A 13,624-nucleotide genomic window follows, 5' to 3' on the forward strand; every position below is an offset into this window, starting at 1 on the left:
GATCCGACGATGCTTTTAGAGCATCGGCCGAGCGGCGGCAATCGCCACCAAAGCCAACCCCACCAACAGATTGATCCCCACCAACTTGCGAATCCGACCCAGCACCGCTGCACCAGCGGGCCAATCCTGTTCGGCCACCGCGGCGCGCAGTTCGGGCAGCATCAACGCCTGAATGCGGATAAACAGCGCGGTCATCACCACATACAAGCCCATCATCACCTGCACATAACGTGGCGCAGTTTCAAAGCCACCGAAGTGCATGTGCAGCATGCCCACGCCGCTGACTGGCAACAGCACCACCGCCACCCAGACCCAGCGGAAAAAACCTTGAAACACTTCTACCCACAGCTTCAGCCGGGCAGGGCCTTCAAGTGCTTTGATCGCAGCGGGGCGCAGGACCATCCAGGCGAAAAACATGCCGCCGACCCAGACCAGGGCCGCCAGTACATGCAGGCTATAAATGAGGCTAAAAGGTGTCATTGGGTTACTCCGTTCTGCGCGGGATTCATTAGCGGGGTATGATAGCCGCCGAACCGAACCACTGAAAATTTATCCAGCGTTTTTTGCGCCCGACAATCCATGATCAGCACTGAACTCAAAACCACGATCCAGGGCGCCTACTCGCGTTTTCTCGAAGCCAAGAGCCTCAAGCCGCGTTATGGCCAACGCCTGATGATCGCCGAAGTCGCCAAGGTCCTGGGGGACATCGACACCGACGACGAAGGCCGGCGCAGTGGCGACCCCGCGATTGTCGCGGTGGAAGCCGGCACCGGTACCGGCAAGACCGTGGCCTACAGCCTGGCGGCGATTCCCACGGCGAAGGCCGCCGGCAAACGCCTGGTGATCGCCACGGCCACCGTGGCCCTGCAGGAGCAGATCGTCTACAAGGACTTGCCTGACCTGATGCGCAACAGCGGGCTGAATTTCAGCTTCGCCCTGGCCAAGGGGCGCGGGCGCTACATGTGCCTGTCCAAGCTCGACATGTTGCTCCAGGAAGGCCACGCGCAAACCGCCACCGCTCAGTTGTTCGAAGAAGAAGGCTTCAAGATCGAGGTCGACGAGGCCAGCCAGAAGCTGTTCACCAGCATGATCGAAAAACTCGCCGGCAATAAGTGGGACGGCGACCGCGACAGTTGGTCCACCGCCCTGGAAGACGCCGACTGGGCACGGCTGACCACCGACCACAGCCAGTGCACCAATCGTCATTGCCCGAACTTCGGCCAGTGCGCCTTCTACAAGGCCCGCGAAGGCATGGGCAAGGTCGACGTGATCGTCACCAACCACGACATGGTGCTGGCCGACCTGGCCCTGGGCGGCGGCGCCGTGCTGCCCGATCCGCGCGACACCCTCTACGTGTTCGACGAAGGTCATCACCTGCCGGACAAGGCCATCGGCCACTTCGCCCATTACACGCGCCTGCGTTCCACCGCCGACTGGCTGGAAACCACCGCCAAGAACCTCACCAAGCTTCTGGCCCAGCACCCGCTGCCGGGGGACCTGGGCAAGTTGATCGAGCAGGTGCCGGAGCTGGCGCGGGAGATCAAGACCCAGCAGCAGTTCATGTTTACCGCCTGCGAGCAGATTGCCGATTTCAAGCCCGGCGAAGACGTCGAAGGCCGCGAGCGCCCGCGTCACCGATTCGTCGGCGGGGTGATTCCCGAGCACATGCGTGAAATGGGCATCGAACTGAAGAAAGGCTTCGCGCGGCTGACCGATCTGTTCACCCGCCTGACCGAGTTGCTCAAGGAAGGCATGGACGGCGAGGTCAACATCGGCATCGCCAGCAACCAGGCCGAGGAGTGGTATCCGCTGTTCGGCAGCCTGTTGTCGCGTTCTTCCGGCAACTGGGAGTTGTGGACCGCCTTCACCGTCGAAGACCCGGAAGACAACCCGCCCATGGCCCGCTGGCTGACCCTGGCCGAGAGCGGTTCGCTGTTCGACATCGAGGTCAACGCAAGCCCCATCCTCGCGGCGGAGATGCTTCGCCGCAACCTGTGGAACGTGGCCTATGGCTGCCTGGTGACGTCGGCGACCCTGACTGCCCTCGGCACCTTCGACCGCTTCCGTATGCGCGCCGGCCTGCCTAAAAAGGCGGTGACGGCGGTGGTGCCGAGCCCCTTCCATCACGCTGACGCCGGTGTGCTGCGGGTGCCGAACCTGAACGCCGATCCCCGTGATGCAGCGGCGCATACCGCCGCGATAATTCGCGACCTGCCTGAATTGGTCGAAGGCTCGCGGGGCACGCTGGTGCTGTTTTCCTCGCGTAAACAGATGCAGGACGTGTTCGACGGCCTCGACCGCGACTGGCGCAAGCAAGTGTTCATCCAGGGCAACCTGTCGAAACAGGAAACCCTGAACAAGCACAAGGCGCGGGTCGATGGCGGGGATTCCAGCGTGCTGTTCGGCCTGGCGAGCTTCGCCGAAGGGGTCGACTTGCCCGGTGCCTATTGCGAGCACGTGGTGATCGCCAAGATTCCGTTCTCGGTACCCGATGATCCGGTGGAAGCAGCTCTGGCCGAGTGGATCGAAGCCCGGGGCGGCAATCCGTTCATGGAAATCTCCGTGCCGGACGCCTCGCTGAAGCTGGTCCAGGCCTGCGGTCGCTTGCTGCGCACCGAAGAAGACCGCGGCACCATCACCTTGCTCGACCGGCGCCTGGTGACCCAGCGCTATGGCAAAGCCATCCTCAACGCGTTGCCGCCGTTCCGTCGAGAAATTTCCTGAAACACCGGTGGGCAGTTTTGCCCACCGTGTTGTCTATCTCTCTGCCATCGCTTTTCCACTGGCCCATTGAAGGTCGTTAGGGAGAAATTCGTTCTCATGATTTGCCGTTCGTTGCCTGCCGTTTTTGCCCTGATGTTCGCAACACCGCTATTGGCCGCCCCCGCCAGCCAGCAGACGCTGTTCAATTTTGTGCGCCCCGCCGACGTGGTCCAGGTGGCGACTCAGGACGCCAGCCTGCCGCAATCCAACGCCGAGCAAACCCCCGAGGGTGAAGTGCTGCGCCGGGTGACGTTCAACCCGGTCGCTCGGCCGACTTTGCGCCTGACCCCGCAAACCGGCGCCTGGGACTGGTCGCAGTCGGGCGTCATGAGCCTGCGGATCCAGAGCGCGATGGACTGGGCCTTGACCCTGTACGTGACCATCCAGAGCAACGACGGCAAGACCCTGGTCAGCCGCGTCGATCTGCCGGCGGGGCCTGCGCAAACCCTGTTGGTACCGCTGCAAGCGACATCGCCGTTGAGCCAGGGCATGAAGGCTGGCCCGCCGATGCCGATGACCGTCGAGGGCCAGCGTGTGTTGCTGGCCAGCAGCGCCGGTGAACTGGATCGCAGCCAGGTGGTGTCGGTGAGCTTGTCGATGGACCAGCCCAAAGCCGCGCAAAGCATCCTGCTGGAGCGCTTTGGTGTGCAGGACGGCGAGTCGATCACTCAAGCCGTGTATGGCGGGTTAGTGGATGCATACGGCCAGTCGACCCGAGCCAAATGGCCAGAAAAAATCAGCAGCGACGAACAACTGAAAAGCGCCGCCGCCAAAGAGCAGCAGCAACTGAAAACCTGGCTGGCCGAGCGCGAGAAGTCCTCCCTGGACAAGTTCGGTGGTTTAAACAAAGGCCCGACCTTCAAGGCCAGCGGCTTTTTCCGCACGGAAAAGCGTGATGGTCGCTGGTACCTGGTGACGCCCGAGGGGCACCCGTTCTATTCCCTTGGGGTCAATACCGTGGCGCCGGATGTCAACCAGACCTACGTTGCCGGTCGCGAGTGGATGTTCGAATCCTTGCCCAAGGCTGACGAGGCGCTGGCCAGTCATTACGGAGATGGCGACAACCGTGGCGGCAACGGTGCCGATCAAGGGCGCGGCTACAATGCCGGGCGTTGGTACGACTTTTACGCTGCCAACCTGCAGCGCCTGTATGGCGATCCTTGCGCGCAGGGCAAAGAAACCAAGGCCGGCGTCGCCGAAACAGCCAAGTCCGAAGCGACGGCAGCGCCGAATTCCGTAGAACCGTGCAAAACGCTATTCGACGAGCAGCGCTGGGCCCGCCACACCCTCGATCGCTTGCAGGCCTGGGGCTTTAACACCGTCGGCAACTGGAGCGCACCCGTATTGGGCGACGCTGATCGTGTGCCTTACACCTTGCCGTTGTCGATCGTCGGCGACTACGCCAGCATCAGCACCGGCACCGACTGGTGGGGCGGCATGCCGGACCCGTTCGATCCGCGTTTTGCCATGGCCATCGAGCGTGCAGTGGCGATTGCTGCCCGCGACCATCGTGACGATCCGTGGCTGATCGGTTACTACGCCGACAACGAACTGGCCTGGGCCGGTCCAGGCGATGATCCGAAAGCCCGTTATGCCCTGGCCTACGGCACTTTGAAAATGACCACCGACGTGCCGGCCAAGCGCGCGTTCCTCAAGCAACTGCGTGACAAGTACCGCAATCAGGCTGGCCTGTCGAAAGCCTGGGGCATTGATCTGCCAGCCTGGGAGCTGATGGAAGATCCGGGGTTCGTGCCACCGCTTCCGAGCGCCGAGCACCCGGAAATCGAAGCCGACTTCAAATACTTCCAGAAGGTCTTTGCCGACACTTACTTCAAGACTATCTCCGATTCACTCAAGTGGCACGCGCCGAACCAGCTGCTGCTCGGTGGCCGTTTCGCGATCAGCACGCCGCAAGCGGTGGAGTCCTGCGCCCAGTACTGCGACGTGTTGAGCTTCAACATGTACACCCTGCAACCCCAGGATGGTTACGACTTCGCTAAGTTGCGCAGTCTCGACAAACCGGTGCTGATCACCGAGTTCAATTTCGGCTCGGCTGATCGTGGCCCGTTCTGGGGCGGCGTCACCCCGTTGTTGAAGGAAGAGGATCGCGGCCCGGCGTACGCCAACTTCCTCAAGCAGGCATTGAGCGAGCCGTCGATTGTCGGTGTGCATTGGTTCCAATACCTCGATCAACCGGTCACCGGGCGCTTGCTTGACGGTGAAAATGGTCACTTCGGGTTGGTGGGCATTACTGATCTGCCGTTCCAGGGTTTTGTCGACAGCGTGCGCAAGAGCAACCTGGCGACAGTCGAGCAACTGGGCAAAGAGGCCGAGAAGGCTGCCGCCGCCGACAAAGCCAGTCACGACGCCGAGGGCGGCCGCAAGGCCGAGGCCGGCAAGGGGCCGGGGAAGGGTGCTGGTGGGCATTCCGGCAAAGGTCACTAAGACCCGAAACCGCGTCATCGTTCTTCGCGAGCAGGCTCGCTCCCACTTTGGAATGCATTCTCCTGTGGGAGCGAGCCTGCTCGCGAAGACATCATTAGCATCACTGTTGCATTTTGGACCGGTAACACGTTGACCGCCCGGCCCAACCCTGTTCCCAAAACCTTCAAGGGCTGGAACAATGCCGACCACTTTGTAGAGCGTTAATCCGGGGAGTTACGGGTGCAGATTCAGGGTCATTACGAGCTTAAGTTCGAAGCGGTGCGAGAGGCGTTCGCGGCGCTGTTCGACGATCCTCAGGAGCGTGGCGCAGGGTTGTGCATTCAGGTCGGCGGCGAAACCGTTGTCGATCTGTGGGCCGGCACTGCCGACAAGGATGGGGCCGAGGCCTGGCACAGCGACACCATCGCCAACCTGTTCTCCTGTACCAAGACCTTCACCGCGGTCACCGCGTTGCAATTGGTGGCCGAAGGCAAGCTGCAACTGGATGCCCCGGTTGCGCGCTACTGGCCCGAATTTGCTGCAGCGGGCAAAGCGTCCGTCACCCTGCGTCAACTGCTCTGCCATCAGGCCGGCCTTCCGGCATTGCGCGAGTTGCTGGCCCCCGAAGCCCTTTACGACTGGCAAACCATGGTTGACGCCCTGGCCGCCGAAGCGCCGTGGTGGACGCCGGGCGAAGGCCACGGTTACGCGGCGATCACCTATGGCTGGCTGATCGGCGAATTGCTGCGCCGTGCCGACGGTCGTGGACCGGGGGAATCCATCGTCGCGCGGGTCGCCAAACCGTTGGGCCTGGACTTTCATGTGGGTCTGGCCGACGAAGAGTTCCATCGCGTGGCCCACATTGCGCGGGGCAAGGGCAATGTCGGCGATGCCGCTGCCCAGCGCCTGTTGCAAGTGACCATGCGTGAGCCAACGGCCATGACGACCCGGGCGTTCACTAACCCGCCGTCGATCATGACCAGCACCAACAAACCCGAGTGGCGACGCATGCAACAGCCGGCCGCCAATGGTCATGGCAATGCCCGCAGCCTGGCCGGATTCTACGCGGGCCTGCTGGACGGCAGCCTCCTGGAAAGCGAAATGCTCGATGAATTGACTCGCGAGCACAGCCTCGGCGAGGACAAGACTTTACTGACCCAGACCCGTTTCGGCCTGGGCTGCATGCTCGATCAACCGGACGTTGCCAATGCCACCTTCGGCCTTGGCCCGCGGGCGTTTGGTCATCCGGGTGCCGGCGGCTCCATCGGTTTTGCCGACCCGGAGCACGATGTGGCTTTCGGGTTTGTGACAAATACCCTGGGGCCGTACGTCTTGATGGACCCGCGCGCGCAAAAGCTGGTGCGGGTTCTGGCCACTTGTCTGTAAAAACGACTATCGGGTTCCAGGGCTGGAACCCGTTAGCCTTTCCAGTTTCAAAGCGTCTGCTTCTACCGGCCAATGTGGCCTGATTTTTTTGACTTCATTTTTGTGGATATCCAATGTCATCCAATAAAACCCTCGCTTTGGCCCTGTGCTTCGCTATTACCGGTTGCGCACAGACTCCACAGAAAGACGCGACGGCACCTGTCGCCAAGACTGAAAGCGGTAGCCACTGGTACTGGCCGTTCGGTTCCGACGACAGCGCCGGCAAGCCCGTGACCAAGCCGGAGGTAAAACCTGAAGTCAAACCCGTTGCGGTGACCAAGGCCGAAACCGATAGCGGCAGCAAGTGGTGGTGGCCGTTCGGCGGTAGCGAGCAGAGCACTGCCAAGGTTGTACCGATGCCAGACCCGAAAGTCACCCAGGCCTGGCTTGACGACTACGAACCGCGACTGCGCGAGGCGGTCAAGGGCAGCAACATGCAACTCGAGCGCCGTGAAAACGTACTGGTGGTGACTGCGCCGGTCGAAGGCTCGTTCAACCCTGATCGTCCGGCCATGCTGCTGCCAGTCACGCTCGGTCCGTTCACCCGCGTTGCCAAGATCCTTGAAGCCGATCCTAAGACCGCTGTGTTGATCCTCGGCCACAGCGATACGTCCGGCGCTGCGCCTGCCAACGTCAAACTCAGCCAGGAGCGTGCCCAGTCCGTTGCGGCGATTTTCCGTCTCAGTGGTTTGCAGCGTGATCGCTTGATGCTGCGTGGTCTGGGCGGTGATGCACCGCGTGCCGCCAACGACAGCGTGCAGGGTCGTGCGTTGAACCGTCGCGTGGAACTGCTGGTGACCCCGCAAAACACCATGGTCGCACTGCTGAGCAAGTACAACATGCCGGCTCCAGCACCTGTGACCATGGTTGCCGCCGCGGACGCCAAGCCGGTCGCCAAGCCTGTGACACCGGCCCCTGCGACTAAAAAGGCTTCGGTTCCGGCAACGAAAAAAGCCCCCGCGAAAAAAGCATCGGCGAAGAAAGCGCCTGCGAAAACCGCAACGCCGGCAAAAAAGACCACGCCAGCCAAAGCCTCGACGGCTGACAAGAAAGTCGTCGCCACCGATACTGCAAAGCAGTGATTCGTTAACCAAAAGGAATGCGCCATGACCCAGGGCCTGGCTGATATGCGTCGTGACTACACCCGTGATGGCCTGACCGAGGCTCAAGCCCCGGCCGAGCCGTTCGCTCTGTTTCACCAGTGGTTCGCCGACGCGGTGAAAACCGAGCAGGCACCGGTGGAAGCCAACGCCATGACCCTGGCCACCGTCGACCAGGATGGTCGACCGCACTGTCGCATTCTGTTGCTCAAGGGCCTGGACGAGCAGGGCTTCACCTTTTTCACCAACTACGAAAGCGCCAAGGGCCAGCATCTGGCTGCGAATCCGTTCGCGGCCATGACGTTTTTCTGGCCGGCGCTGGAGCGCCAGGTGCGCATCGAAGGGCGGGTGGTGAAGGTGACGCCTGAGGAGTCCGACGCCTATTATCAGGTCCGTCCACTGGGCAGTCGCCTGGGGGCCTGGGCGTCACCGCAGAGCCGGGTGATCGCCGATCGTAGCGAGCTCGAAGCGCTGCTCAAGGACACGGAGCAACGTTTCAGCGACACCCAACCCCATTGCCCGGAACACTGGGGCGGTTATCGCCTGCTGCCGGAGCGCATCGAGTTCTGGCAGGGCCGCCCAAGTCGCCTGCACGACCGCCTCAACTACCGCCAGCAGGGCGCCGACTGGATTCTTGAACGTCTGGCACCCTGAGCAGTCTACCGATCGGGATAGCCTGCCGCAGCGGCTTCCAGCCACTTCGGCAGGTCTCGACGCTTGATCTTTTGCGCCCGGGCACTCGCCAATCGTTCGAGCATGAAGGCTTTTTTCTGCTCGTCCTTGCCCGCCAGCGCTAGCGCCAGGTCGCGGTCCATCCAGCGTTTGATCCGCACGTACAGCCACCAATGGAAGTACAAACCGGCAACAGTCGTGACGACGATGATAAAATAGTCCATTGAAATCCTTGGCCAGTGGGGCAGTTTTGCGAATTTGCCGCTACTGTGTGAGTTCGTGGAGGCGCCTTAACGGAGCCTGAATCAAACCAATTTTACCCGGGCGATGCCGTGACAGGCGTCAAGCGGCGGAGTTTAATGAACAACTGTTTCTTTGGAGTTGATGCTATGCGTAAGTCTGTTCTACTGGTTGCTTCCTTTTCCACGATGGCGATGTTGCTCACTGGTTGCCAATCGAGCCTGACCGGTGACTCCTATTCCCGTGACGAGGCGCGTCGTGTGCAGACCGTTCGCATGGGTACCATCGAAGCATTGCGCCCGGTGAAAATCGAAGGCACCAAAACCCCGATCGGCGGCGCTGCTGGCGCAGTGGTCGGGGGCGTTGGCGGCAGCTCCATCGGTGGCGGCAAAGGCAGCGTCGTTGCTGCAGTCATCGGTGCCGTGGCCGGCGGCCTGCTCGGTTCAGCCGCTGAAGAAGGCCTGACCCGCACCCAGGGCGTGGAAATTACCGTGCGCGAAGACGATGGCAGCATGCGCGCCTACGTTCAGGAAGTTCAGCCGAACGAAGTGTTCCGTGTTGGCGAGCGTGTGCGCATCGCCAGTGTGAATGGCACCAGTCGCGTTTCGCACTAAGCGCAAACACCGGATAAAAAAACCCGATCAGGTGACTGATCGGGTTTTTTGTTTTTCAGCTCAGGAGGGGCTTGATCGGCGCCAGGCGTTATTGCGGTTTATCAGGAGGTCAGCGCAGTGTTCTTGCGGCTGGCCATCGCCGTCACCACATAACCGATCAGCGCCGCCAGAATCGAACCGGTCAAGATCCCCATGCGGTCCATCCCGGCGAAATCACTCACGCCCGGCTCGAAGGCCAGCGAGCCCACAAACAGGCTCATCGTGAAACCAATGCCGCAGAGTATTGCTACGCCCAGTATCTGGCCCCAGTTGGCGCCTTGGGGCAAGGCGGCGATACCGGTTTTCACGGCCAGCCAGGTCAGGCCGAAGACCCCGACGGTCTTGCCCAGCAGCAGCCCGATGGCGATGCCCATCGGAACATGGTGAGTGAAGCTTTCGACGGTGACTCCGCTCAGGGACAGGCCGGCATTGGCAAAGGCGAACAGCGGCAGGATGCCGTAGGCGACCCATGGATGCAGGGCGTGTTCCAGGGTCAGCAAAGGCGAAGGTTCGGCATTTTTCGTGCGCAGCGGAATGCAGAAAGCCAGGGTCACGCCGGCCAGGGTGGCGTGGACACCGCTCTTGAGTACGCAGACCCAGAGGATCAGGCCGACGATCATGTACGGCCCAAGCTTGACCACACCGAGCCGGTTCATCCCGATCAGCGCCGCAATACAGGTCGCGGCCAGCGCCAGGGACAGGGTCGACAACGCGCCGGAATAGAAGATCGCAATGATGATGATCGCGCCGAGGTCGTCGATGATCGCCAGGGTCATCAGGAACAGTTTCAGCGATACCGGAACCCGTTTGCCCAGCAACGCCAGCACGCCAAGGGCGAAGGCAATGTCGGTGGCGGTCGGGATTGCCCAGCCGTTGAGGGCCGGTGGCGTGTCGCGATTGAGGTACCAGTAGATCAGCGCCGGCACCACCATGCCCCCAATGGCGGCGGCACCGGGCAGGACGATTTGCGACGGTCTGGACAACTGGCCGTCGAGGACTTCGCGCTTCACTTCCAGGCCGATCAGCAGGAAGAACAGCGCCATCAGGCCGTCGTTGATCCACAGCAGCAAGGGCTTGGCGATTTTCAGCGCGCCGATCTGGGCCACCACGGGGGTGTCCAGCAGGCCGTTGTACAGCCACGACAGCGGCGAGTTGTTGATAATCAGAGCCAGAACGGCAGCGGCGATCAGTAACAGACCGCTGGCAGCTTCCAACTGAAAGAAACGCGTGAAAGTGCTACGCAGAGGCAAGGTCGCTCTCCATCTGTGAATTCAAAAGGTGTTACACCCTAACAAGTACTGTTAGTTGTTAAAACAAAAGTTATATTCTTTTTTGTTATATGTCGTTACAGACTGATCCCTCGGCACCGACCTGAGCCTAGCAGTTGCCGGGCGTATTGGATTTCAGCTGTACCTGTGCTGGACGCAGGATTTTTCCTAAGCTTGTTGGATGAGCCTTGTCATAAGGCCGACTCCTGCCCGATACAACGAGAAAACCATCATGAGCGACAACCGACAGTGGTCCCGCGAAGCGATCCGGATCATCGAAGCCGATTTCCAGCGCAGCGCCGACACCCACTTGATCCCCTTGCCGCTGCCGGGTTTTCCGGACATCGAGTTGTATTTCAAGGATGAGTCCAGCCACCCCACGGGCAGCCTCAAGCACCGCCTGGCCCGTTCGCTGTTCCTGTATGCGTTGTGTAACGGCTGGCTCAAACCCGGCGCGCCGGTCATTGAGGCTTCCAGCGGTTCGACGGCGATTTCCGAAGCGTACTTCGCGCGCATGCTGGGCTTGCCGTTCATTGCTGTGATGCCAGCGACCACGTCCAAGGAAAAGATTGCGCAGATCGCCTTTTACGGTGGCCAAAGCCATCTGGTGGACGATCCGACCCAGATCTACGCTGAGTCCGAGCGCCTGGCTCGTGAACACGACGGGCACTTCATCGACCAGTTCACCTACGCCGAGCGCGCCACTGACTGGCGAGCGAACAACAACATTGCCGAGTCGATCTTTCAGCAGATGCGCTTCGAACAGCATCCCGAGCCGAGCTGGCTGATTTCCAGCCCCGGTACCGGCGGCACCACAGCCACTTTGGGCCGGTACGTGCGTTATCGCCAGCACGGCACTCGCGTGCTGTGTGCCGATGCCGAGCGTTCGGTGTTCTTCGATTACTACCAGACCGGCGATGCCAGCCTGCGACTGGACCACGGCTCGCGCATCGAAGGCATCGGCCGGCCGCGGGTGGAGGCGTCGTTTCTGCCCAAGGTGATCGACGCGATGGTCAAAGTGCCGGATGCCCTGTCGCTGGCGGCCATGCACTACCTGGCGGAGCGTCTGGGACGCCATGTGGGCGGGTCGAGCGGGACCAACCTGATCGGCGCACTGATGGCCGCCCAGCACATGAAAGCGGCGGGGGAGACGGGGTCGATGGTGGCGATTCTGTGTGACAGCGGCGAGCGCTATGCCACGACCTATTACGATCAGGACTGGCTCAAGGCTCAGGGGTATGAACTGAGTGGTTTGATGGCGACGGTGGCGGCGACGGTGGAGCGGGGTGAGCCGTTGCCGGCGTCGGTGTTGCGCGCCAATATCTGAGATCTTTCAGACACTGAGTACCAATGTGGGAGTGAGCCTGCTCGCGATGGCGGATCAGCATTCAACAGTGATGTTGACTGATCTACCGCTATCGCGAGCAGGCTCGCTCCTACAGGGGATTTGCGTCAGGCTTCCAGGCCGAGGATGTCCCGAGCCACAGCCTCGGCAATGCGAATCCCATCAACACCCGCCGACAGAATCCCGCCCGCATAGCCGGCACCTTCACCGGCCGGGAACAAGCCCTTCACGTTCAGGCTCTGCAACAACTCGTTCCGGGTAATGCGCAGCGGCGAGGAGGTGCGGGTCTCGATGCCGGTCAACACCGCGTCGTGCAGCGAGTAACCACGAATCTGCTTCTCGAACGCCGGCAAAGCTTCGCGAATCGCTTCGATGGCGAATGCCGGCAGTGCCAGCGCCAGATCACCCAGGGCTACGCCCGGCTTGTAGGACGGCTCGACGCTGCCCAGTTCGGTGGACGGTTTGCCTGCGATAAAATCGCCGACCAATTGCGCCGGCGCTTCGTAGTTGCTGCCGCCCAGCACGAATGCATGGGATTCCAGACGTTCCTGCAGCTCGATACCGGCCAGCGGGCCGCCCGGATAATCGACTTCCGGCGTGATGCCGACGACGATACCGGAGTTGGCATTGCGCTCGTTACGCGAGTACTGGCTCATGCCGTTGGTGACCACGCGGTTCGGCTCGGAGGTCGCCGCCACCACGGTGCCGCCCGGGCACATGCAGAAGCTGTAGACCGAACGGCCATTCTTGGCATGGTGCACCAGTTTGTAGTCGGCGGCGCCCAGTTTCGGGTGGCCGGCGTATTTGCCCAGGCGCGCACGGTCGATCAGCGACTGCGGGTGCTCGATGCGGAAACCCACCGAGAACGGCTTGGCTTCCATGAACACGCCACGGCCGTGGAGCATGCGGAAGGTGTCGCGTGCGCTGTGGCCGAGGGCCAGGATCACGTGTTTCGAGTGGATCTGCTCGCCGCCGTTGAGCTCGACGCCGACCAGTTGGCCGTCTTCGATCAACACATCGGTGACACGCTGCTGGAAGCGCACTTCACCGCCCAGGGCGCGAATCTGTTCACGCATGTTTTCCACAACGCCAGTCAAACGGAACGTACCGATGTGCGGTTTGCTGACGTAGAGGATCTCTTCCGGGGCACCGGCCTTGACGAATTCGTGCAAGACTTTACGGCCGAGGAACTTCGGGTCCTTGATCTGGCTGTAGAGCTTGCCGTCGGAGAATGTCCCCGCGCCGCCTTCACCGAACTGCACGTTGGATTCCGGGTTGAGCACGCTTTTGCGCCACAGGCCCCAGGTGTCCTTGGTGCGCTGGCGTACTTCGGTGCCGCGTTCGAGAATGATCGGCTTGAAGCCCATTTGCGCCAGCAGCAGCCCGGCGAAAATCCCGCACGGACCGAAACCGACGACGATCGGACGCGCGCTCAGGTCGGCCGGTGCCTGGCCGACCGCTTTGTAGCTGACATCCGGCGCCACGCTGACGTTACGGTCATCGGCGAACTTTTGCAGTACCGACGCCTCGTCCCGAACTTCAAGGTCGATGGTGTAGATGAAGCACAGCTCGGAGGACTTTTTACGCGCATCGTAGCTGCGCTTGAACAAGGTGAAATCGAGCAGGTCATCGCTGGCAAGCCCTAAGCGCTGCACGATGGCAGGGCGCAGGTCTTCTTCGGGATGGTCGATCGGCAACTTGAGTTCGGTGATTCGTAACATGGCGGGATCCGGT

General features: G+C 61.5%; 11 protein-coding genes. 7 read left to right on the plus strand and 4 right to left on the minus strand.

Going from position 1 to position 13,624, the window contains the following annotated elements; all coding sequences use genetic code 11:
• Positions 1–15 precede the first annotated feature (15 nt).
• Positions 16–480: a CopD family protein gene (locus tag ACM6J5_RS19725; protein WP_095943926.1), complete on the minus strand. Its 465-nt coding sequence runs from the start codon at positions 478–480 to the stop codon at positions 16–18.
• Positions 481–579: 99 nt separating this feature from the next.
• Here ACM6J5_RS19725 and dinG point away from each other — a divergent pair, with 99 nt between their 5' ends.
• The 5 genes from dinG to pdxH all read left to right on the plus strand — a co-directional run bounded on the left by dinG (position 580) and on the right by pdxH (position 8,366).
• Positions 580–2,724, plus strand: coding sequence for an ATP-dependent DNA helicase DinG (gene dinG, locus ACM6J5_RS19730; RefSeq protein ID WP_095943927.1), 2,145 nt, complete (start codon positions 580–582; stop codon positions 2,722–2,724).
• A gap of 96 nt (positions 2,725–2,820) precedes the next feature.
• Positions 2,821–5,208 (plus strand): beta-galactosidase, encoded by a 2,388-nt coding sequence (locus tag ACM6J5_RS19735; protein WP_414929187.1) that lies wholly within the window; start codon positions 2,821–2,823, stop codon positions 5,206–5,208.
• 219 nt (positions 5,209–5,427) lie between these two features.
• The gene (locus ACM6J5_RS19740) at positions 5,428–6,573 is read left to right on the plus strand and encodes a serine hydrolase domain-containing protein (RefSeq protein WP_095943929.1); all 1,146 of its coding nucleotides are present in this window, start codon (positions 5,428–5,430) and stop codon (positions 6,571–6,573) included.
• A gap of 113 nt (positions 6,574–6,686) precedes the next feature.
• Complete coding sequence (locus ACM6J5_RS19745; protein WP_095943930.1) at positions 6,687–7,694, plus strand: OmpA family protein; 1,008 nt, start codon at positions 6,687–6,689, stop codon at positions 7,692–7,694.
• Positions 7,695–7,718: 24 nt separating this feature from the next.
• A complete protein-coding gene (pdxH, locus tag ACM6J5_RS19750; protein WP_095943931.1) occupies positions 7,719–8,366 on the plus strand; it encodes a pyridoxamine 5'-phosphate oxidase in 648 nt (215 codons plus the stop codon).
• Positions 8,367–8,371: 5 nt separating this feature from the next.
• Here the strand turns inward: pdxH and ACM6J5_RS19755 are convergent, their stop codons facing one another.
• Positions 8,372–8,608 carry a hypothetical protein gene (locus ACM6J5_RS19755; RefSeq protein WP_056720840.1) on the minus strand — a complete coding sequence of 79 codons (237 nt, stop codon included), beginning with the start codon at positions 8,606–8,608 and terminating at the stop codon, positions 8,372–8,374.
• Between the two features lie 165 nt (positions 8,609–8,773).
• Between ACM6J5_RS19755 and ACM6J5_RS19760 the strand changes: the two genes are divergently transcribed.
• Positions 8,774–9,238 carry a glycine zipper 2TM domain-containing protein gene (locus ACM6J5_RS19760; protein WP_007992400.1) on the plus strand — a complete coding sequence of 155 codons (465 nt, stop codon included), beginning with the start codon at positions 8,774–8,776 and terminating at the stop codon, positions 9,236–9,238.
• A 101-nt stretch (positions 9,239–9,339) separates the two neighbouring features.
• On the opposite strand, the gene nhaA is transcribed toward ACM6J5_RS19760, so the two are convergent.
• Positions 9,340–10,527 (minus strand): Na+/H+ antiporter NhaA, encoded by a 1,188-nt coding sequence (gene nhaA / locus ACM6J5_RS19765; RefSeq protein WP_095943932.1) that lies wholly within the window; start codon positions 10,525–10,527, stop codon positions 9,340–9,342.
• 247 nt (positions 10,528–10,774) lie between these two features.
• On the opposite strand from nhaA, the gene ACM6J5_RS19770 reads away from it, so the two are divergent.
• The gene (locus ACM6J5_RS19770; protein WP_172435347.1) at positions 10,775–11,872 is read left to right on the plus strand and encodes a PLP-dependent cysteine synthase family protein; all 1,098 of its coding nucleotides are present in this window, start codon (positions 10,775–10,777) and stop codon (positions 11,870–11,872) included.
• A gap of 125 nt (positions 11,873–11,997) precedes the next feature.
• On the opposite strand, the gene ACM6J5_RS19775 is transcribed toward ACM6J5_RS19770, so the two are convergent.
• A complete protein-coding gene (locus ACM6J5_RS19775) occupies positions 11,998–13,611 on the minus strand; it encodes an NAD(P)/FAD-dependent oxidoreductase (protein ID WP_095943934.1) in 1,614 nt (537 codons plus the stop codon).
• Positions 13,612–13,624 lie beyond the last annotated feature (13 nt).

Origin of the sequence: Pseudomonas sp. IT-P74 (assembly GCF_949768175.1) — a bacterium.
Lineage (GTDB): Bacteria > Pseudomonadota > Gammaproteobacteria > Pseudomonadales > Pseudomonadaceae > Aquipseudomonas.

Excerpts from the sequence above, each read along its gene's own strand:
- ACM6J5_RS19725 (WP_095943926.1), bottom strand. The coding sequence starts at position 480 with ATGACACCTTTTAGCCTCATTTATAGCCTGCATGTACTGGCGGCCCTG.
- dinG (WP_095943927.1), top strand. The coding sequence starts at position 580 with ATGATCAGCACTGAACTCAAAACCACGATCCAGGGCGCCTACTCGCGT.
- ACM6J5_RS19735 (WP_414929187.1), top strand. The coding sequence starts at position 2,821 with ATGATTTGCCGTTCGTTGCCTGCCGTTTTTGCCCTGATGTTCGCAACA.
- ACM6J5_RS19745 (WP_095943930.1), top strand. The coding sequence starts at position 6,687 with ATGTCATCCAATAAAACCCTCGCTTTGGCCCTGTGCTTCGCTATTACC.
- pdxH (WP_095943931.1), top strand. The coding sequence starts at position 7,719 with ATGACCCAGGGCCTGGCTGATATGCGTCGTGACTACACCCGTGATGGC.
- ACM6J5_RS19755 (WP_056720840.1), bottom strand. The coding sequence starts at position 8,608 with ATGGACTATTTTATCATCGTCGTCACGACTGTTGCCGGTTTGTACTTC.
- ACM6J5_RS19760 (WP_007992400.1), top strand. The coding sequence starts at position 8,774 with ATGCGTAAGTCTGTTCTACTGGTTGCTTCCTTTTCCACGATGGCGATG.
- ACM6J5_RS19775 (WP_095943934.1), bottom strand. The coding sequence starts at position 13,611 with ATGTTACGAATCACCGAACTCAAGTTGCCGATCGACCATCCCGAAGAA.